At 59.9% G+C, this 22,173-nt stretch carries 18 protein-coding genes and 3 pseudogenes; 9 read left to right on the top strand and 12 right to left on the bottom strand.

Annotated features, from left to right (window positions below; genetic code table 11):
* Nucleotides 1–98 precede the first annotated feature (98 nt).
* Together istA and AC0GNO_RS23110 are read left to right on the top strand one after the other, a co-directional pair.
* Nucleotides 99–1,622 carry an IS21 family transposase gene (gene istA / locus AC0GNO_RS23115; protein WP_030093096.1) on the top strand — a complete coding sequence of 508 codons (1,524 nt, stop codon included), beginning with the start codon at nucleotides 99–101 and terminating at the stop codon, nucleotides 1,620–1,622.
* A pseudogene (locus AC0GNO_RS23110) lies at nucleotides 1,619–1,876 on the top strand (ATP-binding protein); the annotation flags it as partial. The gene istA and the pseudogene AC0GNO_RS23110, both read left to right, overlap by 4 nt.
* Here AC0GNO_RS23110 and AC0GNO_RS23105 read toward each other — a convergent pair.
* Nucleotides 1,867–2,559 (bottom strand): haloacid dehalogenase type II, encoded by a 693-nt coding sequence (locus tag AC0GNO_RS23105; protein ID WP_030540859.1) that lies wholly within the window; start codon nucleotides 2,557–2,559, stop codon nucleotides 1,867–1,869. The pseudogene AC0GNO_RS23110 and the gene AC0GNO_RS23105 overlap by 10 nt on opposite strands.
* Nucleotides 2,560–2,677: 118 nt before the next feature.
* Here AC0GNO_RS23105 and AC0GNO_RS23100 point away from each other — a divergent pair, with 118 nt between their 5' ends.
* Entirely contained in the window at nucleotides 2,678–3,703 is a 1,026-nt protein-coding gene (locus tag AC0GNO_RS23100) for a LysR substrate-binding domain-containing protein (protein ID WP_072599003.1), read from the top strand.
* Nucleotides 3,704–3,872: 169 nt separating this feature from the next.
* Here AC0GNO_RS23100 and AC0GNO_RS23095 read toward each other — a convergent pair whose 3' ends face one another.
* From AC0GNO_RS23095 to AC0GNO_RS23085, 3 genes and pseudogenes are all read right to left on the bottom strand, one after another.
* The gene (locus AC0GNO_RS23095; protein WP_409751407.1) at nucleotides 3,873–4,235 is read right to left on the bottom strand and encodes an HVO_A0114 family putative DNA-binding protein; all 363 of its coding nucleotides are present in this window, start codon (nucleotides 4,233–4,235) and stop codon (nucleotides 3,873–3,875) included.
* The gene (locus AC0GNO_RS23090; protein WP_472905677.1) at nucleotides 4,232–4,612 is read right to left on the bottom strand and encodes a toxin-antitoxin system TumE family protein; all 381 of its coding nucleotides are present in this window, start codon (nucleotides 4,610–4,612) and stop codon (nucleotides 4,232–4,234) included. The genes AC0GNO_RS23095 and AC0GNO_RS23090 overlap by 4 nt, the downstream gene beginning before the upstream one ends.
* Before the next feature lie 88 nt (nucleotides 4,613–4,700).
* A pseudogene (locus AC0GNO_RS23085) lies at nucleotides 4,701–6,188 on the bottom strand (phage integrase family protein); the annotation flags it as partial.
* A gap of 61 nt (nucleotides 6,189–6,249) precedes the next feature.
* Between AC0GNO_RS23085 and AC0GNO_RS23080 the strand changes: the two are divergent.
* Nucleotides 6,250–7,218, top strand: a complete 969-nt coding sequence (locus tag AC0GNO_RS23080) for an IS5 family transposase (protein WP_305354164.1) — start codon at nucleotides 6,250–6,252, stop codon at nucleotides 7,216–7,218.
* A 142-nt stretch (nucleotides 7,219–7,360) separates the two neighbouring features.
* Here AC0GNO_RS23080 and AC0GNO_RS23075 read toward each other — a convergent pair.
* Nucleotides 7,361–7,615: pseudogene (locus tag AC0GNO_RS23075) on the bottom strand (integrase); the annotation flags it as partial.
* Between the two features lie 229 nt (nucleotides 7,616–7,844).
* Here AC0GNO_RS23075 and AC0GNO_RS23070 point away from each other — a divergent pair.
* The 3 genes from AC0GNO_RS23070 to AC0GNO_RS23060 all read left to right on the top strand — a co-directional run bounded on the left by AC0GNO_RS23070 (nucleotide 7,845) and on the right by AC0GNO_RS23060 (nucleotide 14,467).
* Entirely contained in the window at nucleotides 7,845–10,949 is a 3,105-nt protein-coding gene (locus tag AC0GNO_RS23070) for a Tn3 family transposase (RefSeq protein ID WP_472905676.1), read from the top strand.
* A 684-nt stretch (nucleotides 10,950–11,633) separates the two neighbouring features.
* A complete protein-coding gene (gene katG / locus AC0GNO_RS23065; RefSeq protein WP_472905675.1) occupies nucleotides 11,634–13,817 on the top strand; it encodes a catalase/peroxidase HPI in 2,184 nt (727 codons plus the stop codon).
* Between the two features lie 155 nt (nucleotides 13,818–13,972).
* Nucleotides 13,973–14,467, top strand: a complete 495-nt coding sequence (locus AC0GNO_RS23060; protein ID WP_472905674.1) for a Dps family protein — start codon at nucleotides 13,973–13,975, stop codon at nucleotides 14,465–14,467.
* A gap of 309 nt (nucleotides 14,468–14,776) precedes the next feature.
* Here the strand turns inward: AC0GNO_RS23060 and AC0GNO_RS23055 are convergent, their stop codons facing one another.
* Complete coding sequence (locus AC0GNO_RS23055; RefSeq protein WP_472905673.1) at nucleotides 14,777–15,133, bottom strand: hypothetical protein; 357 nt, start codon at nucleotides 15,131–15,133, stop codon at nucleotides 14,777–14,779.
* A gap of 92 nt (nucleotides 15,134–15,225) precedes the next feature.
* Nucleotides 15,226–15,459 carry a hypothetical protein gene (locus tag AC0GNO_RS23050; protein WP_472905672.1) on the bottom strand — a complete coding sequence of 78 codons (234 nt, stop codon included), beginning with the start codon at nucleotides 15,457–15,459 and terminating at the stop codon, nucleotides 15,226–15,228.
* Nucleotides 15,460–15,521: 62 nt separating this feature from the next.
* On the opposite strand from AC0GNO_RS23050, the gene AC0GNO_RS23045 reads away from it, so the two are divergent.
* Nucleotides 15,522–15,854 carry a hypothetical protein gene (locus tag AC0GNO_RS23045; protein ID WP_472889246.1) on the top strand — a complete coding sequence of 111 codons (333 nt, stop codon included), beginning with the start codon at nucleotides 15,522–15,524 and terminating at the stop codon, nucleotides 15,852–15,854.
* Nucleotides 15,855–15,881: 27 nt separating this feature from the next.
* On the opposite strand, the gene AC0GNO_RS23040 is transcribed toward AC0GNO_RS23045, so the two are convergent.
* On the bottom strand, nucleotides 15,882–16,823 hold the full coding sequence (locus AC0GNO_RS23040; protein WP_472905671.1) for an LD-carboxypeptidase: 942 nt from the start codon (nucleotides 16,821–16,823) through the stop codon (nucleotides 15,882–15,884).
* 31 nt (nucleotides 16,824–16,854) lie between these two features.
* Nucleotides 16,855–18,246 carry a tRNA adenosine(34) deaminase TadA gene (gene tadA, locus AC0GNO_RS23035; RefSeq protein WP_472905670.1) on the bottom strand — a complete coding sequence of 464 codons (1,392 nt, stop codon included), beginning with the start codon at nucleotides 18,244–18,246 and terminating at the stop codon, nucleotides 16,855–16,857.
* Between the two features lie 64 nt (nucleotides 18,247–18,310).
* Between tadA and opgC the strand changes: the two genes are divergently transcribed.
* The gene (gene opgC, locus AC0GNO_RS23030) at nucleotides 18,311–19,456 is read left to right on the top strand and encodes an OpgC domain-containing protein (protein WP_472905669.1); all 1,146 of its coding nucleotides are present in this window, start codon (nucleotides 18,311–18,313) and stop codon (nucleotides 19,454–19,456) included.
* Here the strand turns inward: opgC and AC0GNO_RS23025 are convergent.
* The 3 genes from AC0GNO_RS23025 to AC0GNO_RS23015 form a co-directional block, all read right to left on the bottom strand.
* On the bottom strand, nucleotides 19,436–20,107 hold the full coding sequence (locus AC0GNO_RS23025; protein WP_472905668.1) for an SGNH/GDSL hydrolase family protein: 672 nt from the start codon (nucleotides 20,105–20,107) through the stop codon (nucleotides 19,436–19,438). The genes opgC and AC0GNO_RS23025 overlap by 21 nt on opposite strands.
* Before the next feature lie 8 nt (nucleotides 20,108–20,115).
* Nucleotides 20,116–20,721 carry a 2'-5' RNA ligase family protein gene (locus AC0GNO_RS23020; protein WP_472905667.1) on the bottom strand — a complete coding sequence of 202 codons (606 nt, stop codon included), beginning with the start codon at nucleotides 20,719–20,721 and terminating at the stop codon, nucleotides 20,116–20,118.
* 655 nt (nucleotides 20,722–21,376) lie between these two features.
* Nucleotides 21,377–22,173, bottom strand: a 797-nt coding sequence (locus AC0GNO_RS23015) for an IS5 family transposase (RefSeq protein WP_472904386.1), incomplete at its 5' end; no start/stop codon positions are given.

The following is a 22,173-nucleotide window of genomic DNA, read 5'->3' as shown; positions in this document are numbered from 1 at the left end:
GCACCCCCCTCTGAGCTGAGTTTTTTCATCCAACTTTGACCCCTTGAGTAAGGTCTTCTGCTTGTTTTTTGAGCAGGAGGGTTCAAGGAGTGATCAACGTGGGAACACTGGCAAAGATCCGCAGGATGCACCTGCGCGACGGCCTTCCAATCAAAGAAATCGAGCGGCGCACGGGCCTGGCCAGAAACACCATCAAGGTGTGGCTGCGCAAGGGCGAGATGGTCCAGCCCAAGTACCCTCAGCGGGTGGTGGTGAGCAAGCTCGACGGTTTCACCGAGATGCTGGCAACCTGGCTCAAGGCCGATCAGCATCGCGGCAAACGCGATCGCCGCACCATCAAGGCCCTGTACGAAGCCCTGACCGAGCAGGGGTACACCGGCGGCTACGGCCGGGTGGCCGCCTTTGCCCGGCGCTGGCGAGAGGATCAGTCGGGCAAGGTCGACAAGGCCGCCTTCGTTCCTTTGAAGTTTGCGCTGGGCGACGCGTTCCAGTTCGACTGGAGCACCGAATATGCCTGGGTGGGCGGGCTGCGCCGGCGCCTGGAGGTGGCGCACACCAAGCTGTGTGGCAGCCGCGCCTTCTGGCTGGTGGCCTATCCGACCCAGAGTCACGAGATGCTGTTTGACGCCCATGCCCGGGCGTTTGCCGCCTTCGGCGGCGTGCCCCAGCGCGGTATTTACGACAACATGAAGACCGCCGTGGACAAGGTCGGCGCGGGCAAGAAGCGTGTGATCAACGCGCGCTTTGAAGCCATGACGGGCCACTACCTGTTCGAGCCCGAGTTCTGCAACGTCGCCAGCGGCTGGGAGAAGGGCATCGTGGAGAAGAACGTGCGCGACCGGCGCAGCAGCATCTGGCACAAGGCGCTCAAACAGCGCTGGCCCAGCATGGAAGCGCTCAACGACTGGCTGGCCCAGGAGTGCCGCGCCGCGTGGGCCGAACTCAACCACCCCGAATGGCCCACGCTGAAGGTGGCCGACGTGCTGCAAGACGAACAACTGCGCCTCATGCCCAACCCCAAGCCGTTTGATGGTTACGTGGAGGTGCTCGCCCGGGTCTCCAGCACGGCGCTGGTGCACCTGCAGCGCAACCGCTACAGCGTACCGACCGAGCACGTCCACGAGGTGGTCAGCCTGCGCCTGTACCCGGACCGCCTGGACGTGGTGGCCGAGAACATCCGCATCGCCAGCCACGCGCGCAGCTTCGAGCGCAGCCTGACCTTCTACGACTGGCGCCACTACGTGAGCCTGATCGAACGCAAGCCCGGCGCATTGCGCAACGGCGCGCCCTTCGAGACCCTGCCCGAACCATTGAAGAAGCTGCAGTCCATCCTGCTGCGCCACGAGGGCGGTGACCGGGTGATGGCGCAGGTGCTGGCGGCCGTGCCGGTGCATGGTCTGGAGCCGGTGCTGGTGGCGGCCGAGCTGGCACTGGAGAGCGGCAAGCCCAGTGGCGAGCATGTGCTCAACGTGCTGGCACGTTTGAAGGCTGGTGGCCAGACGGGCGATGCCCAGGAGGTCAAGACGCCCTTGACGCTGACGGTGCAGCCGCTGGCCAATGTGCAGCGTTACGACCGGCTGCGCTCGGTGGATGGCGACGATGCTCCAGGAGCGCAGCCATGAGCCAGGCCATCGTCACAGCGCTCAAGGCCTTGAAGCTGCACGGCATGGCCGCCAACTACCCCGAGGTGGCCGCGCAGGCGCGGCACACCGAGTTCAGTCCCGAGGCGTTCCTGGGTCAGTTGCTGCGCGCCGAACAGGCCGAGCGCACGGTGCGCTCCATGGCGTACCAGATGGGCGCGGCACGCTTCCCCGCGCACCGCGATCTGGCGGGCTTTGAATTCGGCCAGGCCGGTGTGGACGAAGGTCAGACTCGCTGGGCGACAAACTTCACTAAGTCGTCCAACGAGCGTCCCTCTGCGTGAGCCCGCACGCCAAGTTGCTCCATCGGCTGGGCAGTGCGGTTGACCCAAAAGGTCGTGTAGCCAAACCACGTAGCTCCAGCGATATCCCAGCCGTTCGAGGATGCAAAGAGGATTTCTTCGGGCCTGAAGCCAAGCGCGTCAGGGCCTAGCTGGTACGCCTCTGGCGCCGTCTTGAAGCGTTGAACTGAGTCGACGCTCAACAGATGATCAAAGTGTGAGCCGAGGCCAGCGGCGGACACTGCATCGGCGAGCATCTCTGGGTCTCCGTTGGACAGGATTGCGAGGGGAAGTCCCATCGCATTCAGGCGCTTTAGAGCACCGCTGTTCTCGTCGTACGCCTTCAGTCGGCGGTATTGATCAAGTAGCTCTGCTCGTTGCGGAGGGGTCACAGTCAGGTTCAGGCGAAGACAGGCAAATGTGAGTGCGTCTTCGGTCACCTGCCAGAACGAGACGTACTTGTCGCAAAGTGTTCGGAGTCTCGTGTACTCGATTTGTTTGTCGCGCCAGAGCTGCGCGAGGGTTTCGCCTCGCCCGGGGAAAAATCGGTCGGCTGTGGCACCAACCGAGTAAACGTCGAATAGCGTGCCGTAGGCATCGAATGCAACTGCCTTAAGCGGCGGGTGAAAGTTCGCCATCCATGTCTCCTTCCTACCTGTGGGTGAACGCCTTTTGAAGACGCCCCGGAAGGTTGCCATAGCGGCTTTACATGAGTAAAGTTGAATCTTTTAACGAATGCATAAGCGGTTGAAACCTATGGCCAAGCATCTGGAGCTAGACGTGTTGCGCACTTTCGAGGCGGTTGTACGAGAGGGCAGCTTTGCTCGGGCTGCCGAGCGAATGTGTCTGACAGCGCCCGCCATAAGTTTGCAAATGAAGCGGCTTGACGCCGTGCTTGGGGGAGACGTTTTTTACAAGGACGGACGCGGGAAAAGTCTTACGGATAAGGGTCAACGGCTCCTTGAGCATGCGCGCCGCATGCTGCACTTGAATGATCTGGCACTCAGCGAGTTCACTCAGACCAATTTCCGTGGCAGGGTTCGCTTAGGCGTTGCGCAGGACTTTGCCGAAGGCGCACTGATCATGTTGCTACGCGAGATTCAGGATGCTCATAGAGAGGTACAGATCGATCTTGTGGTCGACCTAAACCGGCGCATTCATGCCGCGTTTGAAAGAGGCGAACTGGACGTGGCGATCGCAACGTCTGATCCGCTAGGGGAGCCCTTAGGCGAGAGCCTTTTGGATACAGAGCTCATTTGGATTGCCGCGCGGGATTTCAAGCTGACTCCTGGTGCGCCACTTCCGCTAGTCCTATTTCCGGAGCCCTGCATTGTTCGTGACATCGTGCTGCGTGCGCTTGTAGAACATGGCATCTCGTGGAGACCAGCTTGTGTCAGCACCAGCCTAGAGGGGTTACTCAGTGCGACCAAAGCTGGTCTGGGCATAACAGTTCGTTCACCTCAGCAGCTGACGCGAGACCTCGTGAAGGTATCGCCAGGTTTGGGCCTACCGATGCTTCCCGACGTAAGTGTCGCCATGCGTATCAACGATAACGGGCCGTCTTCACAAGCCTTAACTCGTCACATTGCAGAATTGGTTCGCAATGTGGTGCTAGTCGAGGCAGCTCGGGTAGTGCGACCGCTAGATGATGTTGTTGGTCACGACGCTGTTGAAGCTTTCTCGGTTCCAAAATGCGCTGTCAAAGACGATATGGGGCAGCCGATTGGTCGTCCGGACCGCGAACGAATGGGATCCCGTGGTGGGACCGCTGAACTTGCGTAGACCGTTGAACAAAGCTGCCATGAAGGTCCTTTTTTAGGCTGGTCTAAAAAGGTAGTAAGCGCTTCATGGCTAAATGAGCCCATCCCCTCGAAAAGGTAAAACGAGCGGATTTCCCCAATGAAAGAGTGACACGATATTTGCTGAAATCGCTTGATTCAGCGGTGTAATGTCAGCCACCCCAGGAAAAATCGACAGTAACCCTCTCGGAGGTTGCCTGCGGAATGACCGTTCGGCCATGCTTGGTGAGCTTGACCAAACCATATTGGGCCATGGTATGCAGCGACCGCGACACGTTGGGCGCATGTTTCCCGACCGCCTTGGCTAAGGCGTCCATGGAGTCTGGATGACTCTCACGAATGACCTTGAGCAAGGCCATGTTCTCATCGGACAGCACCCGTGCCATGGCGGTCACAGTGGGAAACCAAACGTTGGGTTCATCTTTGCCGCGTTGGCGTGTTCCCGCCGCAATCGCCAGTGTGCGGGCGCGCTGCACAGGCACTGGCGCAATACCGAACTTCAATACCTTGTTCATGGACTGATCTCCTTCAAAACGCGATCTACTTCAGCATAAAAATCACTGACCAACTGGTAAGCAGTGTCAAACTCGTACAAAACTCCCTCGTCCAGAGCGTGTCGATGGCGGTGGTCGTACGGAAACCTTTTGCCAGCATGCTTAAAACGCGAGCCTACCGGCTTCACGCCATGGGCATTATCAAAACCAATGAGCCGGGTGTTATCCGGCGCATGCAGTGTCAGGCTGTACCTGATGCCGTGCGGTCGTTCCGCCGTTACGGGCACACTCGCAACTTCCATCTTGACCCAGTAGCCCGCATCATTTTGGACTTCAATATTGCCATCCAAGCCAAGCAAATATTCCAAACCAGTGGCCGGTGAACTTTGTGAACCCATGCTAAAGCATATCATGAAACGATAAGTGTTTCAATGATCAATGTGAGTGGAATATCCCTTTTCCGACCTCACTCACGGCTTTGACGCTTCAGGTATTTGGCGTTCCAAAGGCATCCCTCATTTGTCGTGCGCGCTTGGCTTGGTCGGTGTGGAGGTATACCGAAGTGGTGGAAACCGATGCGTGGCGCAGGTTGTCACGCACCGTGGTCAGCTCTGCACCGCGCGCCAAAGCATGTGTGGCGTGCGTGTGTCTCATCCAGTGTGGACTTGCCCGGCGCAGCTTTTCGGCAGTCTTTGGCGATTCGGCTTCAATGACGTCGGCAGATGTCACGAAAAATCGCTTGGTGACGTTCCACAGCCGGGTCGTAGTAATACCGTTCTGACCGTTCCCAGCCTGCAGGTCAGCAATGAGCGGGGTGGACGGCTTCCACATGGCTGGTGTGGTTGGCACACCGCGCTGCATCAGGTAATGATCCAGCGCCACCCGGGCCAGCGGAGGCAAGGCCACTTTCCCTGCCTTTCTGCCCTTGCCGACCAGTTTGAGCCACTGGTCTCCCTGGGTATCCGTTTCAATCTGCCCCAGAGTCGCCCCCACGAACTCACTGGATCTCAAGCCCGTGGCATAAGCAAAGTCCACAACGAAGCGCAGCCGCTGAGCTGCCGCAAGCTTCCAGCCGTAGGACCATTCCAGTCCGTTGGCAACGGCTCGGATAATGGCCCACTCACCCTCAGAAAACACGCGCCCCTCATCCATGGGGGTGCTGCGGGCGCTACCGCGCACCTTGATGCCGCTAAACGGGTTGGCCAGCACATAGCGCTGCTCAATCAGCCATCGAAACATTGCACCAATGACGCTCAGGGCATAGGCCGTCGAACGGGGAGATAAACCCGCCGAGAATGGCCGCCACTCCGGAGAGAATCTTGTTTGTGGTGACCCCACCCATCGACTGCGTGGTGCGGGGTTGCGCAGGAACCCCCGGTAAGCCGTTGCGTCCTCGGTTGTGAGCGACGACATTGCACGTCCACGTTCAACAACTGCCCACAGAATCAGGCGTTCGGCCTCCTTGCGATAGGCCCGTTTTGTCGCACTGGACTCGTGCAGTGCCAGCCATGCCTGCACGGCTTCGTAGTCATTGTCAGCGCTCAGCGTGCAACTGGATGGCGGTCCACGGAAGGTGCCCCTCGATCCGTTGAGTTCTTCCGGCAATTTCAGGCGTTCCCAGGGAACAACCGCTTGCACCGTTTCGTTGACCATTAGTTCACGTGCCCGATCAGTCAGTTGCGGATGTGCCGCAAAGAAGACTTCGATTTGACGAGCCCCTTGTGCGCCCAGTCCTGGAACCATGGTCCACCAGCGTTTGCGCCGGGGTACCCGCACAGTCAGCTGTGCCAGCGTCTTGATATCTTGGGCGTACAGGGCATTCGCAGAACGCACAGAAAGCCACAGACTCACGTCATCAGTGATCTTGGGAGCCGGTTCAGGCGCAGTGCGCAGTGCGTCGATGGCATGGGCAACGGCTTTCGCATGTTGAACCCGCTCACCGATCGGATGGTCAAGTAGGGCCACTAGGGATGGTGTTCAAAACCCCGTGCAGTCCCCGATGGCGTGAAGGCCAGCGAAGCAGAACAATCAGGTCATGAAGAAACAAGCCGAACTGGGACTCAACTTGAGCACAAGGCGCACGCGCAAGGCGGTTTTCCTGGACGAGATGGAGCTGGTGGTGCCGTGGCGCGAACTCATCGCGTTGATCGCAGCGGCCTCGCCGGTGGCCAGCACGGGGCGCCCACCGTTTGCGCACGAGACCATGCTGCGCATTCATTTTTTGCAGCAGTGGTTCGGCCTGTCGGACCTGGCCATGGAAGAGGCTCTGTTCGAAACCCCGCTGTATCGCGACTTCGCTGGTCTTTCGGGTAGCCAGCGCATTCCAGATCGCGTGAGCATCCTGCGCTTTCGCCACCTACTCGAAGAGCACCAGCTCAGCCTGCAGATACTGGCTACCGTCAACAGCACGTTGGCCGCCAAGGGCCTCCTGCTCAAGAGCGGCACAGCCATCGATGCCACCTTGATACCTGCACCCAGTTCGACCAAGAACGCCAGCGGCGAGCGTGACCCGGAGATGCACCAAGTGAAGAAGGGAAACCAATGGCACTTCGGTATGAAAGCGCACGTCGGCGTAGATGCCGATTCAGGCCTGGTGCACACGGTGGTGGGCACGGCGGCCAACGTCAATGACGTGACGCAGGCCAGCGCACTAGTGCACGGCGAAGAGCGCGATGTGTTTGCGGATGCGGGCTACCAGGGTGTGGGCAAACGCGAAGAGACGCAGGGCATCAAGGCCAACTGGCATGTGGCCATGCGACCGGGTAAGCGCCGGGTGCTGGACAAGGCTACTCCGATGGGGCGCGTGCTCGATGAACTCGAGCATGTGAAGGCGCGTATCCGGGCCAAGGTGGAGCACCCGTTTCGGGTGATCAAGCGCCAGTTCGGGTTTGTGAAAGTGCGCTACCGCGGGCTGGCCAAGAATACGGCGCAACTGCACACGCTGTTCGCCCTGTCCAACCTGTGGATGGCGCGGCACCGGCTTTTGCAGAGGGCACAGGGATGAGTGCGCCTGCAGAGCGCCCAAAGGCCAGGATGGGCCTTCAAAGGCCGAGAGCTCGACCTCCATGGCGTTGAAATCTATCAAAACGGGCGCGGGAGTTTCATGTCGCGAGACTTGTGCGCTCAGCGTGCTTCGCAACTCCGGTTTTGAACACCATCCCTAGATCGGCCCGGTGCCGCCTGCGTGCAATGCGGATCAGTTGACGGCGGATGCCTCCAATCATTCCCCGTGACGACTGCCCCGAAACCTTGTGCGTATCCAGGTAATGGGCCACGGATTTGCGCGATGACAATCCGGCGTACCAGCCACGCAATGCGGCGAGCTCGGCTTCACCGGGGAATGCATCCAGGCCAGAACCATACCCCAATTCTGGCGAAAGTGAGATCGGTGGATTTTTCATGGATTCCAGTTAGTAAACTTGATATCTCTACTGTGATAAGAAGGATTATCGCAATAGAATACTTGAAAACACATAACCCCGTCGGGGTTTTAGGCTGGTCATTCGCACGTTTGCCCGTGAAATGACAGGTAAGGCGGCCACTGTCTGCATCTCTGCAGCATCTCTCCATTCCCATTTCACTTTTACGGGCTCAGCAGCTGGCTGCGCTCGCCGTTGGAGTAACACAGCCTTGCCAAGTACCAAAACACAAGCCTCCAGGCGCCTTTCCATTCTGTCCACTGAAGAAGTTGACAGCCTGTACGGCTTGCCACACTTCAACGATGGTGAACGCCACATCCATTTTGATTTGAGTCCGAAAGAACGGGAGACCATTGATGCGGCACGCACCATAACGGCGGGTGTCCACCTCGTATTGCAACTGGGTTACTTCAAGGCCAAGGCACAGTTCTTCGTTTTTGGTCTTGACCATGTTCAGCCTGACATTGCGCACATACTGACGCGTTATTTCCCGGGCAGGCTTATGGCCGAGGTGGGCGCTTTGTCAAAGCCGACCCGACTGGTCCAACAAAGAACCATTCTTGAACTGCTGGACTATCGCCTGTATGGCGGCGACGGTAAGCAAGCGCTGATTGCTTTTGCGCAACGGGCGGCGATGCTGTCCACTCAGCCAAAATTCATCTTGCGTGAAGTGCTGGAGCATCTTTCAAGCCAGCGCGTTGTGGCTCCGGGCTACACCTCGTTGCAAGACCTGGTGAGTCAGGCTGTGACAGACGAGCGCAAGCGAGTTACCCGAATGCTGGATGCCGCCTTGCCCACCGATCTGCAGCAATCCCTCAATAGCCTGCTGCACGCGGACGACAAAATCCACCTGATCAACGTCCTGAAACACGAGGCGAGTGATTTCAGCAACAAGGAACTGCGCCGAGAGGTGAGTCGGCGCAAGCAACTGTCCCCCTTGTATGCCTTCGCCCAATCATTTCTGATCGATGCTTCACTGTCCAGTGAGAGCATCAAGTACTACGCCGGACTGGTCCAGTTCTACACCATCTACAAGCTGCGCCGCATGGATATCTCCACGGTGCGCCTGTATCTATTGTGTTTTGCCTTCCACCGGTTCCGCCAAATCAACGACAACCTGATTGAGGCGTTCATCCACTTGGTCGGCCAGTTTGATAAGCACGCCAAACTGGCGGCGAAAACGGCCATGCAGCAGGCATCCGAGGAGGCCAATAGCAATTTAAAGGCTGCAGGCGAGGTGCTGGGTCTTTTTATCGATAAGTCAATTGCGAGTGATTGCCTCTTTTCCACGGTCAAGGAGCGCGCGTTCGGCTTGCTGGAACCCACCGCCTTTTCTTCGGTGTCCAACTTTCTGCGGAACGTCACCTTTGACAAGCTGGATTACGAGTGGACCTACTTCACCATGTTGTCGCCAACCATCAAACGCAACTTGCGACACCTATTTTGTGACCTCGATTTCGCCGGCCGCCTGGAGAATGCCCCCTTGGTCACCGCAATCACCGTGATGCAAGACTTGTTGCGCCGCAGCAAATCACTGCGCCAAGCAGATTCCGCACAGTTTCCGGAGAGTGTGATCCCCCAGATTCTCAAAAAGCACCTTTTTACCGAGTCCATCACGGACGGGGGAAAACGCAAAGCCCTGGATGTCGATCGGTACGAGTTTCTGGTCTACCGGTTGTTGCGCAATGCACTGGAGTCCGGTGACTTGTATGTCAATCACAGCAACGAATTCCGCCAGTTTGAAGATGACCTTATCAGCGATGCCCGCTGGGCACACAAAGACGCTGTGCTTGCTGAAATCGGACAGCCGATTTTGACCGCCCCAATCGAAGAAACCTTGGCCACATTGCGCACCAAGCTTGAAGACCGCCTTGTGAAGGTCAATGAACGCGTGGCCAATTGCGTCAACGCCCATATCAAAGTTGCCGGTCAAGGCGAGAAAAAACGCTGGTCTTTGATCTACCCAACGATCCCAGAGACCGGCAATGCTCCGTTTTACAACCAATTGCCAGGGATTCCCGTTGCCCAACTGCTGCGGTTTGTGAATGGGAATACGAAATTTCTGGGAGCCTTCGAGCATGTGGTGAATCGCTCCGTCAAGCACGCGCCGGACCTTCGCGAAATTCTGGCCTGCGTGGTGGCGTTCGGTACCAACATGGGATTGGGCAAAATGGCCGAAGTTTCTGGCCTGAGCCACGCATCCCTGATTACCACCGCCCGCAGCTATCTGCGTCCGGAAACCGTACATGCCGCCAATGACGCCATCAGCAACGCCACGGCCGCGCTGCCGGCCTTCAAGCTCTTCAACATCCGCGATGAGCTGCACTCCAGCAGTGATGGCCAGCGCTTCGAAACCCAGATCAACACCTTTAACTCCCGATATTCACCCAAGTATTTCGGTTGGGACAAGGGCGTGAGTGCCTGCACCGTGGTTGCCAACCACGTGCCCATCAATGCCAAAATCATTGGCACCCATGAACATGAGAGCCATTTCGTGTTCGATTTGCTGTACAACAATACGTCTGACATCAAGCCCACGCGGCACTCGACCGATACACACGGCACCAACCAGGTCAATTTTTGGAGCCTGTTTGCCTACGGCTACAGCTTTGCACCCCGCTACAAAACATTGCAAAAGAAGACCGCGTCGCTGGTTGGGTTCGAACTGCCGAGTCAGTATCCGGCCGACATGCTGATTCGACCAAGCAATAAGGTCAATGTGGACCTAATCATCAGCGAATGGCCCAACATCCAGCGCATCATGGCCTCGCTGGCGCAAAAAGACACGACCCAGGCCACCGTGGTGCGCAAACTCAGCAGCTACGCCAGGCAAAACAACACCAAAAAGGCCCTCTGGGAATTGGACAACATCCTTCGCACCATCTACATTCTGGACTTCATTGACGATGTAGAACTGCGCCAGAGCGTGCAAAAGGCGCTTAACCGGGGCGAGGCCTATCACCGATTCCGTCGCGCGGTGTCATTTATCAATGGTGGAAAGTTCAAGGTTCAGACTGAAACCGAGCAGCAGGTCTGGAACGATTGCGCGCGGTTGATTGCCAACGCGGTCATTTACTACAACACGGCGCTGTTGTCCAAGGTCTACGAACAGAAGGTGGCGGCCGGGGATCTGGATGCCATTGCGTTCATTCAAGGGATGTCGCCAGTGGCGTGGCAACACGTGAACATGTTTGGGTCGTTCGAATTCAGCGACGATGAGCAGAGCATTGACCTGGAGGCCTTGGCTGCAAGGTATGCCGACTCTGTGTTCTGGAGCAACGCCACGCAGCTTGGCCAGGGGGATCTTTTTGATTAAAATCCACTGTTCCGAAGCCGCTGAAATGAAGGTCAGGTATGGAGCGCGGTGTATTTCGGCATGGCAGCGTTTGCGGGTACTCGCGAACAGCGGGTTACAGGAAGTCCAACGTATTGCCCATCAAAAGTCGTTCGCGAACTTCGCAGACTCCGCGGTTGCCTTCTTAGCAGATTCGTGACGACGAAAAGTTTTCTTGACGATACCAATCCCGGTGGGCGTCAAATCGGATGGCCGCTCAATCTCCGATAACTATCATAGGATTTATGGGTACCAAAAAGTACCGCGCATCGGAAAAATCGAATGCGCAGGCATCTGCGTCCTGAAGTCAGAACCCCAAAACAATTGCACATCACTATGGGCCGCTACTCGAAGCAAGTTACCCATCCAACTTTCAACTAGCCGGCAAGTCTATGTAATGTGCCGCAAGCCATTTCCTGCCGAGCCCCCACAGTCGCAAGGTTCGACGCTCTCGTCCGAAGTGACTGCGCCCGAACGCAATGGCTTCACGCCATTGCGTCATGGCGCATGGCTAGAACCTACGCGTCCGGAGCCGAACTGTGGCACCTCGATAGCGATTGCATATGGCGATGATTGCGACAATAAACTTTGTCAAATACCCATCGCGCTGTAGGATGAACTCGTCACCCCACCTCAGATTTACGCTCATCAGCAAAGGAGAAGTACATGAACGACACAGCGACCCAATCCAAGGGCACATGCCCAGTCATGCACGGCGGAGTCACGTCGGCCACCATGGCCAGCAAAGACTGGTGGCCCAAGGCCCTGAACCTCGACATCCTGCACCAGCACGACACCAAGACCAACCCGCTCGGTGCTGACTTCAACTACCGTGAAGAACTCAAAAAGCTTGATATCGAAGCGCTGAAGAAAGACGTCAAGGCCCTGATGACCGACAGCCAGGACTGGTGGCCAGCCGACTGGGGCCACTACGGCGGCCTGATGATTCGCATGGCCTGGCACTCGGCGGGCACCTACCGCATTGCCGATGGCCGTGGCGGTGGCGGCACCGGTAACCAGCGCTTCGCACCGATCAATAGTTGGCCCGACAACGCCAACCTCGACAAGGCGCGGCGCCTGCTTTGGCCGATCAAGAAAAAGTACGGCAACAAGTTGAGCTGGGCCGACCTGATCATCCTTGCTGGCACTCTGGCCTACGAATCGATGGGCTTCAAGACCTTCGGTTTCGCCTTTGGCCGCGAGGACATTTGGCACCCCGAGAAAGACACCTACTGGGGCTCTGAAAAAGAATGGCTGGCGCCGAGCGGTGGTGAGGGCAGCCGTTACTCCGGCGAACGTGACCTGGAAAATCCGCTTGCCGCCGTGATGATGGGCCTGATCTACGTGAATCCGGAAGGTGTGGATGGCAAGCCCGACCCGTTCAAGACCGCGCACGACGTGCGTATTACCTTCGCGCGTATGGCGATGAACGATGAAGAGACCGTCGCCCTGACTGCTGGCGGCCACACCGTTGGCAAGTCGCACGGCAACGGAAGTGCCGCGAACCTCGGCCCGGCGCCGGAAGGTGCAGAATTGGACGAACAGGGGCTGGGCTGGAACAACCACACCAGCCGCGGTATTGGCCGCGATACCGTCACCAGCGGTATTGAGGGTGCCTGGACAACCTACCCGATGAAGTGGAACACGGGCAGGGGCAGCTATTTCGACCTGTTGCTCCGTTATGACTGGGCGCTGCAAAAATCCCCGGCAGGCGCGCATCAGTGGGAGCCGGTGAACATTGCAGAAGAGGACATGCCTGTCGATGTCGAGGATCCCTCGATCCGCTGCAAACCGATGATGACCGACGCGGACATGGCGATGAAGATGGACCCGGAGTACCGCAAGATCTCTGAGCGCTTCCGTGCCGATCCAAAGGCCTTTGAAGATGCTTTCGCCCGAGCCTGGTTCAAGCTGACGCACCGTGACATGGGCCCGAAGGCACGCTACGTGGGCCCGGACGTACCCAAGGAAGACCTGATCTGGCAAGACCCGGTACCCGCAGGCCGTAGCGACTACGACGTGGCTGCCGTCAAGGCGAAGATCGCCGCCAGCGGCCTTTCGATCGGCGAAATGGTCGCCACCGCCTGGGACAGCGCTCGCACCTTCCGTGGCTCGGACAAGCGTGGCGGCGCCAACGGTGCGCGCATCCGTCTCGCCCCGCAAAAGGGTTGGGAAGGGAACGAGCCAGCCCGCCTCGCCAAGGTACTGGCGGTCTATGACAAGATCGCCGCGGAAGCGGGCGCCAGCGTGGCCGACATGATCGTGCTGGCGGGCAACGTCGGCGTCGAGCAGGCGGCCAAGGCTGCAGGCGTCAGTGTGACCGTGCCCTTTGCACCGGGCCGTGGCGATGCCACCGACGCCATGACCGATGCCGAGTCCTTTGATGTGCTGGAGCCCGTGGCCGATGGTTTCCGCAACTGGTTGAAGAAGGATTACGTGGTCAGCGCTGAAGAGCTGCTGCTCGATCGCGCCCAGTTGCTGCGTCTGACGGCGTGCGAAATGACGGCGCTGGTGGGGGGCATGCGTGTCATGGGCACCAATCACGGCGGCACCAAGCATGGCATATTCACCGACCGTGTCGGCGCGCTCACGAATGACTTTTTCGTGAATCTGACCGATATGGCCTACACGTGGAAGCCCACAGGCAGGAATACCTACGCCATTCAGGCACGCAAGAGTGGAGCGGCGAAATGGACCGCCACCCGCGTTGATCTGGTATTCGGTTCAAACTCCGTCTTGCGGGCTTATGCGGAGGTGTATGCGCAGGAGGACAACAGGGAAAAGTTTGTCCACGACTTTGTCGCCGCTTGGGTCAAGGTGATGAATGCCGACCGTTTTGACCTGAAGTGATGTAGGAAGGGGGTTCCGGGAGGTCAGTCGGTCCATACCTCTGGATTTCAGAACCCTCGGCCTGTTGCAGGGAAAGAGAGACTCCGATTGACGCAGCGATGAACGTAATCGCTTGCATGACATTAACCTCGTACTGAAAAAATTAGGAAATCATCATGAAAGAGAAGAAAACTAAACCACTGGCGATGGATATTGGCATTGCAGAGGTTGATCGCAAGAAGATCACAGAAGGACTGTCGGCACTGCTGGCCGACAGTTACACCCTGTACCTGATGACCCACAACTTTCACTGGAACGTGACCGGGCCGCAGTTCAATAGCCTGCACACCATGTTCATGGCTCAGTACACCGAACAGTGGAACGCACTGGACGTCATCGCCGAGCGCATTCGCGCCTTGGGCTTCCCGGCACCCGGCACCTACAAGGAGTTCATCAAACTGGCCTCGATCAAGGAAGTTGAGGGTGTGCCCAAGTCCACCGGCATGATTCGCCATCTGGTGGCGGCGCAGGAGGCCACGGCCCGCACTGCCCGCAAGCTCTTCCCCGTTGTGGACGAAGCCAACGATCAGCCAACCGCCGATGTACTGACCCAGCGCATCGACGTCCATGAGAAAACGGCATGGATGCTGCGTAGCTTGCTCGAAGAGTAAGCCTTCGGCCACAAAGCAACATGGGTTTGGCGACCTCACATTGTGCCGCCGAGGCTGCGCCCCCTAGGCCATCACCAATGGCCGCAACACCTTCGGAAGGCGACATACGTTTTCATGTTCGTAGTCGTTGGCTTTTGCAGAAAGCGTTGGCCAGGTTCGACAAGGCGAATGGCTCAAACCAGCCCAACGAGGGTGCCCGATTTGATGAAATGCTTGCCTCAAAACTGCCCGTCGGTCCCCGTCGGCCAATAGCCGCTATGGAGCAGTCAGATCGCAAGCTGGTAGACCCGCTTTGTGCCTGAAGCGGGTTTACGTTTTTGGCCTCAAATCCTCTGTTTCAGAGGGGAAATCCGCTCGTTTTACCTTTTCGAGGGGATGGGCGCATTTAGCCATCATGAGCCTGAGCCGGTTGGGCCACCGGGCCACGCGTTCGGCATGCTCCTGCTGGATCTGGCTCATGCACTCGACGGCCAGCCGGTTGTTGGTGAAAGACAGCAGCACACCGTCGCCCAGCATCTTGACCACCTTGCCGCCGTGCACCAGCCCCACAGAACCGATCCACTGGGTCAGCTTGGTCACGGCTCTGGCCGCACGGTCGTTGCCCAGTGTTTCAAACACGGACACGCTACCGGTGAGGTCGACAAAAGCAATCGTCAGTTCAGCCATGAATGATCAACATCTGTCTGGAATTACAACACACCGCTCTCAGCCACAAACGCCACGGATCCAGCGCGGGCCTCACCAAGGTCGCGTGATATTTATCTCAATACCAACCGCCCAGGGGCCGGACAAGAACCTGGTCCGACCCGCTGCTCCAAGGGCCGATCCGGATAGCGCAAAAAGGACTTAGTTTCAAAGTAAAACCAAGTTGCTGCTGGTGTTTTTCTATCTCCAAGGTACTCATAAATCGCACCCATCATCTTAAGCACTTCTGCTAAGCCCATGATTTGCCTGTTGTTTTCTTGACTTGGCTCAAGTTGCAGCGGTTGCATTCAAGGTGTTGACTGTCGTATTCTGAGGGCCAATAGAAAAAACCAGTCGTTGAGGTTTCACCATGCGTTGGATCAAACCTGCTTTGAGGAACAGCATTTCAGCCCTGTTGGGCAACGAGGTGCGCAAGCACTCTCCGGAATCGCTGGAACCCGTTCGCCAGGCCATGCTCGCCGCCCTGGGCGAAGACGGTGCACGACTCAATCCTCGCCTCAAACACCGCCTGCAATACCTGCACGACGCCCACGGCCTGTGGTACGCACGTTCGGAAATGGTGGCCGTGCTCAGCAGCCTGCACGGGGAGGCCCATGCGGTCGAGGCCGTCAAGAGTCTGTCACACGTGTTTCACGGCTTGTTGCCCAAGAGCCTGGTGGACGCCTGCCGCATGCGCCGCTGAGCAGTGACACGGCCCGGTTCAACCCTCTCAACCCCAGAAAACCAGGGCGTCCCGGCCCTGCACCAGCAGTTCCACCTTCTGCCCCACGGGCAGCAACACCTTGGTCGGTACATGACCAAACGGCAGTCCGGTCAGCACCGGCGTTTTTGTCTTGCTGCGCAACCAGTCCACCACCGTCTGCAGCTTGAAGCCGCGGTCGTGCGGACTGGGCTTGTACCGGTTGAAAGCGCCCAGCAGCACAGCTTTCTGCTCTCCCAGAATACCCGCGTTCAGCAGCTGTGTGAGCTGGCGCTCGATGCGGTAGGGATGTTCGTTCACATCTTCCAGAAACAGGATGCCGCCCTTGACTTTGGGCAGCCAAGGCGTGCCGACCAGCGAACACAGCACCGACAGGTTGCCACCCCAAAGCACGGCATTGCGCACTTGAAGTAACGGTGCGTCCTCGCCCGGTTGCTTGGCTCGCACGGCCAGCGCCGGCAGATCGGACTTCGGCAGTTGCCAGCCCGTGCCCTCGCCCTGCCCGCAGACCATGTCGTCGAAGCAGGCTTCCATGATGTCGTCGGGCGTGTCTTCGCAGCCGAAGTCTTCTCCCAGCGCCGGACCGGCCCAGGTGGTGGCGCCCGTCTTGGCCAGCAGCGCGCACTGCAGCGCGGTGAAATCGCTCAGGCCCACGAACTGGGTGCCTTTTTCGACGGCTTTGGTGATCTGCTTGTAGGGCAGCTCGGGCAGGAGGCGCGTGAGTCCGTAGCCACCGCGCGAGGTGAGTGCCACATCGGCACCACTGGCCGCGGCGCGGGTGATGGCCGCCAGACGCGTGGCGTCGTCGCCGGCAAAGCGCATGTGGCTGGTGAGCGCGGCCTCGTCGATCTCGACCTCGTGCCCCAGGGTCTTGAGGCGGGCCACCCCGCGTTTGAACGCCGCTTTGTCGCGCACCGCGCTGGATGGAGAGTAGATGTAGATGTGGCTCATGGGCGATAGGTGAATGGGGCAACAGCGGGCATCATCGCCCAAAAACAGCGACGACCTCACGGGCGATGCGCTCGCCGTGCTCCTGGACAAAATGTCCGGCCTGGGGCAGCAGCAGAGGCTTGGCGCAGTTCCTGATGTCGCGCTGCAGCGCATGCATCACCGGCTCGCCCAGCACCGGGTCCTGCTGGCCGATGGCCATGAAGGTCCGTCCCTGCCAGTCGTGCCGCCAGAACTCGCGAGCCTGGCGCGAGACTTCTGCGCCATCGTCGTCGGGCTGTTCTGGAACCATGGCCGGGAAGGCGCGCAACGCGGCGCGGTGGCCCCGGTCCGGAAAGGGCGCGTTGTAGGCAGCGCATTCTTCGGCGCTCATCTGCGGGTTGCCGCGGGCAAAGAGCCGGGCGACGTCGAATTCGGGGTTCCTGGCGCACATCTCTCGCCAGGCCAGAAAGCCGGGCGAGAGTGGTTCATCGCCGGTGGCCAGCGTGGTGTTCATCACCAGCAGGCCACGGTAGCGCCCGGGTGCGGCCATGGGCAGCGTCAGGCCGAGCAGGCCACCCCAGTCCTGCACCACCAGCACCACGTTGCGCAGATCGAGCCGCTCGACCAGCTCCAGCAGCACCTGCCGGTGCCAGGTGAAACCGTGGGACCCCTCTTTTTTGGGTTTGTCGCTCTTGCCGAAACCGATCAGGTCGGGTGCGACCACCCGCGCGCCGCTGGCGGCGAACACGGGGATCATCTTCCGATACAGGTAGCTCCAGGCCGGGTTGCCGTGCAGGCACAGCCAGGTGGTGCTGGCGTCGCGCGGCCCCAGGTCGAGGTAGTGCAGACGCAGGCCGTTGAGTGACGGCAAGTCGCTGACGTATTGGGGTTCCCAGGGGTAGTCGGGCAAGCCGGCAAAACGCGCATCGGGCGTGCGCAGGGCGTCTTCCCGCAACGGATGCGCGGCGCGGCGCTGGTCTTCGCGCCGCTGCCGGAAAAAATCGCTGAGCAGCGCGCCGCATTCTTCGGCCAGCACCCCGCCCTGCACAGCGGTCTGGTGGTTCAGCTGTGGTTCTGCGAACAGGTTGATCACCGAGCCGGCCGCGCCGGTCTTGGGGTCGGCCGCGCCAAACACCACGCGCGGGAGCCGCGCATGCAGCATGGCTCCGCTGCACATGGCGCAGGGTTCCAGCGTGACGTACAGCGTGCAGTCGTCCAGCCGGTAGTTGCCCAGTGCCCGGGCCGCCGCACGCAGCGCGACGATTTCGGCATGGGCGGTGGGGTCGAGGCCGTCGATCGGCGCGTTGCGGCCTGTGGCGATCACCTGCCCGTCCTTCACCACGACGGCGCCCACGGGCACCTCGCCCGCCTCGCCCGCGCGCCGCGCCTCGGACAGCGCCAGGCGCATGAATGGGTGGTCGGCGTGGGACTCGGTTGCGGACATGCGGCGAGTGTAGGCGAGGCCTTGCAGGCTCTGGCATGATCATGGGTTCCTCTGGTTTACCCTGATGTCAATCGCCCCTCAACGCCGCTGGGAGCTGGACGCCCTGCGGGGCATCATGCTCGTCCTGATGACGCTGACCCACATGCCGACGATGTATTCGTTGCCATCGGGCCAGCCGTTCGGCTTTGTCTCGGCCGCCGAGGGTTTCGTGTTCCTGTCGGCTTTCATGGCGGGCCGCGTGTACGGCGGTCGGGCCCGGCGCGATGGCCTGCCCGCCATGCAGGCCGCCTTCCACAGCCGCGCGCTCAAACTTTACCTGTGCCAGCTCGGCCTGCTGCTGCTCGCCTTCACGCTGATCGCCTGGCTCGGCGTGTACAACCGGCAGGGCGGCGTGACCGGCCTGCTCGAGTTTTTCTTCATCGACCGCTCGGCCGCTGTGGTGGGAGCCGCCCTGCTGCTCTACAACCCGCCGCTGCTGGATATCCTGCCGCTGTACATCGCCCTGATGCTGCTGAGTCCCTGGCTGCTGCGCCGAGGCCTGCAGCAGGGTTGGCGCGGCGTGCTCACGTTCAGCGCCCTGCTCTGGCTGGCACAACAATGGGGTCTGGGCCTGGCGCTGTACGGGTGGTTCGTTCAAGGCACCGGTTTTTCCGTGCCCTACAAAGACATGGGCGCCTTCCACTGGTTGGCATGGCAGGCGCTGTGGGTGGCCGGCCTGTGGCTCGGCGCGCGGCAGCAACCGTTGCCGCGTTTCCCGTGGTGGCTGCTGGTGCCGGCAGCGCTGTACGCGCTGGGCATGCTGCTGTGGCGCCACATGGTGGGCCAGGACCCGATGCCCGGCGTGCCTGCGGTTGGTCAGTTGCTCGACAAATGGTCACTCGGACCGCTGCGGGTCCTGAACTTTGCCAGCGTGTTCGTCTTGCTGGTGTCGGCCGGCCCCTGGCTGAAGCGGTTGTTGCCTCGTCCCCGGGCACTGGAACTGCTGGGGCGCAACTCGCTGCCGGTGTTTTGCGCCCACATCGTGATCGCGCTCTTCACGCTCGCCTTCTTTGGGTCCACCCAGGTCATCCGTCCCTGGACCACCGATCTCGCACTGCTGGCCAGCGCGTTCGCCGGCCTGTTCGCCGTCGCGATGGCGGTAGAAGCACATGAGGGCCGAGGCTGGCGCCCGCCGGCGCCGGTATGGCGTTCAGGGGCGCAGATGCGCTGAAACCACCTGGCGCCAGAGGCCATAGCCCTCGGCGCTCAGGTGAAGCTGGTCGCTCAGATACAGCTCGGGCCGAGGCCGTCCGTCGTTGTCCAGCATCGCGGCGTGCACGTCGATGTAGTCGAGATGGTCGTGCGCCAGCACGTGGGTCTGGATCAGCAGGTTGGCTTCGCGCATGGCCATCATGTGTGTCAGCCGCGAGGGGCTGGGTTTGATCGAGAGGTAGGCGATCCGGGTATCCGGCAAGGCCATTTGCACCCGCTGTACGAACCTGACGAAATGGGCCAGCAGGTCCTGTGGGCTGGCGCCCTCGGCCAGGTCGTTTTCACCCGCGTAAAGCACCACCAGCCTTGGCCGGTACGGCAGCACGAGGCGGTGCACCAGATCGGCACAGTCCGACAGGCGCGAGCCGCCAAAACCCCGCCGGATCACCACCGGCTGCTCGGGAAAGGCCGTTTCCAGGCCAGCCCACATCCGGATCGATGAACTGCCCACGAACAGAATGCCACCCACCACCGGCGGTTCCTGCCGGTCGGCCGCGACAAACACGTCCAGCTCTTTTTTCCAGCGCAGTTCAGCGGGTGCATCACTCTGGGCCCGGACCTGGGTCCAGAACATGGCCACCAGGGCCACCACACATACGCGGCGCTTCATCTGGCCCTTCATGGGTGCAAGGGCCAGGTGCCCAAGCATTCGTAGTGACTATGGCCGACATGGCTGTCGATCAACGCAAATTCGGTGGCCGTCCAGTGCAGGGGGTGGTCGATGACTTGCTCGGCCACGAGCCGGTGGTCGTACAGCAAGGTCATGTGCGGATTGAAGCTTCGGCCTGCCGGCAAGGGAAATCCCGCCCGCTTCATTTCCAGTCCGAGCATCTGCTGCAACAGGTGAAGGCCGTGCAGCGACCTGTGATCCGAGTGGCACAAGACCAGGGGCTGGCTGCGATCCATGCCCCGGTCAAAGCTGAGCACGCGGTCGAACACCACGTCGAAAGGCGCTGAATTCACACGGGCCGCCAGAACCCTTGCCGCTTCAACAACGGGCGGGGATACATCCGGCGCGACGCCCAGCAGGGAGACGTGCAGACGGTCCCGGTCGATCAGCCGGCCCGTCAGCCCGTGCATGCCACGCAGACGCCCAGCCAGCGCCATCACCTGCTCTGCCACCGCAACCGGTGGCATCAACGCTAAGAACAGGTTGTGTTGGCCCGACGGCACCGGCCCGCCGGTCGGTGGGTCAAAACCTGGCAGGTTGAACTGATCGTTCATGGTCCGAAAAGATACCACCGCGCGACGAAGCCAGCCGGCTTCAGGGTGAAATGCCTGACGAGACCCGCGACTCAAACGGGTCGCGCAGCCCCTGTGACGTCACTCCCACTCTATGGTCAACAGTCGGTCACGGCTCAGAGGAAAAGCGCGCTGCGTGCCAGCCGAGGACGGGCCCGATACCGACAGATCTGCCGTCACGTTCGAGAGCCCTCCCAGGGCTCTTTGCTCTCGATCTCACTCATCGATGGTTCATGACAGCGATTGGAATGCGAGAGTGGCATGTTTTGCAACGCAATGAAGGTAACTGGCACTCGCTCCAGAGGATGAAGAAGGTATTCAAGAATGGCTTTGACGGTATCACAACCTTCCTGGGCCGTGACCCGATCGGTTCACGACCATCGTTAGAAACCGCGCTGCCCGGATGCTGGCTGTTGATCCGCAGGTCACTGATTCAAGTCCAGGTCGTGGAGTCAAGTAAATAAAGAGTCAGCAGGTTAGGGATGATGTTCAAAACCGGAGCGGTGAAGGGCGTTGAGCGCATGGATCTCGCGACATGAAACCGCCGTGCCCGTTTCGATCAGTTTCCACCGTTCAAAGGTCGATTTACCGGCCTTTCGGGGCCTCATCGAGGCCCATGGGCGCGTTGCAGGCGCACTCATCCCTGCGCCTTCTGCAAAAGCCGGTGCCGCGCCATCCACAAGTTGGAAAGTGCGAACAGCGTGTGCAGTTGCGCCGTGTTCTTGACCAATCCGCGGTAGCGCACCTTCACAAACCCGAACTGGCGCTTGATCACCCGAAACGGGTGCTCCACCTTGGCCCGGATGCTGGCCTTCACATGTTCGAGCTTGTCCATGATCGCGCCCATGGGCGTGCTCTTGTCCAACGCTTTGCGTTTGCCCGGGCGCATGGCCACGTGCCAGTTGGCATTGATCGCCTGCGTCTCCTCGCGCTTGGCCACACCCTGGTAGCCTGCGTCAGCGAACACATCGCTCTCTTCACCATGCACCAGCGCGCCGGCCTGCGTCACATCGTTGACGTTGGCCGCTGTGCCCACCACCGTGTGCACCAGTCCCGAATCGGCATCCACGCCAATGTGCGCCTTCATGCCGAAGTGCCATTGGTTTCCCTTCTTCGTTTGGTGCATCTCAGGATCACGCTCGCCGCTGCTGTTCTTGGTCGAGCTGGGTGCTGCGATCAGCGTGGCGTCGATGGCTGTGCCGTTCTTGAGCAGCAGCCCTTTGGCGGCCAGCGTGCTGTTGACGGTGGCCAGTATCTGCAGGCTGAGTTGGTGCTCTTCGAGCAGGTGGCGAAAGCGCAGGATGCTCACGCGATCCGGAATGCGCTCGCTGCCCGAGAGACCAGCGAATTCACGGTACAGCGGCGTCTCGAACAGGGCTTCTTCCATGGCCAGGTCCGACAGGCCGAACCACTGCTGCAAAAAATGAATGCGCA

This window comes from Hydrogenophaga sp. L310 (assembly GCF_055703065.1).
This window is presented reverse-complemented; position numbering and strand designations above follow the sequence as displayed.

What these genes read in the sequence shown, in the direction of transcription:
- AC0GNO_RS23105 (WP_030540859.1), bottom strand. Translation starts at nt 2,559, where the DNA reads ATGGCGAACTTTCACCCGCCGCTTAAGGCAGTTGCATTCGATGCCTAC.
- AC0GNO_RS23100 (WP_072599003.1), top strand. Translation starts at nt 2,678, where the DNA reads ATGGCCAAGCATCTGGAGCTAGACGTGTTGCGCACTTTCGAGGCGGTT.
- AC0GNO_RS23095 (WP_409751407.1), bottom strand. Translation starts at nt 4,235, where the DNA reads ATGAACAAGGTATTGAAGTTCGGTATTGCGCCAGTGCCTGTGCAGCGC.
- AC0GNO_RS23090 (WP_472905677.1), bottom strand. Translation starts at nt 4,612, where the DNA reads ATGGGTTCACAAAGTTCACCGGCCACTGGTTTGGAATATTTGCTTGGC.
- AC0GNO_RS23080 (WP_305354164.1), top strand. Translation starts at nt 6,250, where the DNA reads ATGAAGAAACAAGCCGAACTGGGACTCAACTTGAGCACAAGGCGCACG.
- katG (WP_472905675.1), top strand. Translation starts at nt 11,634, where the DNA reads ATGAACGACACAGCGACCCAATCCAAGGGCACATGCCCAGTCATGCAC.
- AC0GNO_RS23060 (WP_472905674.1), top strand. Translation starts at nt 13,973, where the DNA reads ATGAAAGAGAAGAAAACTAAACCACTGGCGATGGATATTGGCATTGCA.
- AC0GNO_RS23055 (WP_472905673.1), bottom strand. Translation starts at nt 15,133, where the DNA reads ATGGCTGAACTGACGATTGCTTTTGTCGACCTCACCGGTAGCGTGTCC.
- AC0GNO_RS23050 (WP_472905672.1), bottom strand. Translation starts at nt 15,459, where the DNA reads ATGCAACCGCTGCAACTTGAGCCAAGTCAAGAAAACAACAGGCAAATC.
- AC0GNO_RS23045 (WP_472889246.1), top strand. Translation starts at nt 15,522, where the DNA reads ATGCGTTGGATCAAACCTGCTTTGAGGAACAGCATTTCAGCCCTGTTG.
- AC0GNO_RS23040 (WP_472905671.1), bottom strand. Translation starts at nt 16,823, where the DNA reads ATGAGCCACATCTACATCTACTCTCCATCCAGCGCGGTGCGCGACAAA.
- tadA (WP_472905670.1), bottom strand. Translation starts at nt 18,246, where the DNA reads ATGTCCGCAACCGAGTCCCACGCCGACCACCCATTCATGCGCCTGGCG.
- opgC (WP_472905669.1), top strand. Translation starts at nt 18,311, where the DNA reads ATGTCAATCGCCCCTCAACGCCGCTGGGAGCTGGACGCCCTGCGGGGC.
- AC0GNO_RS23025 (WP_472905668.1), bottom strand. Translation starts at nt 20,107, where the DNA reads ATGAAGCGCCGCGTATGTGTGGTGGCCCTGGTGGCCATGTTCTGGACC.
- AC0GNO_RS23020 (WP_472905667.1), bottom strand. Translation starts at nt 20,721, where the DNA reads ATGAACGATCAGTTCAACCTGCCAGGTTTTGACCCACCGACCGGCGGG.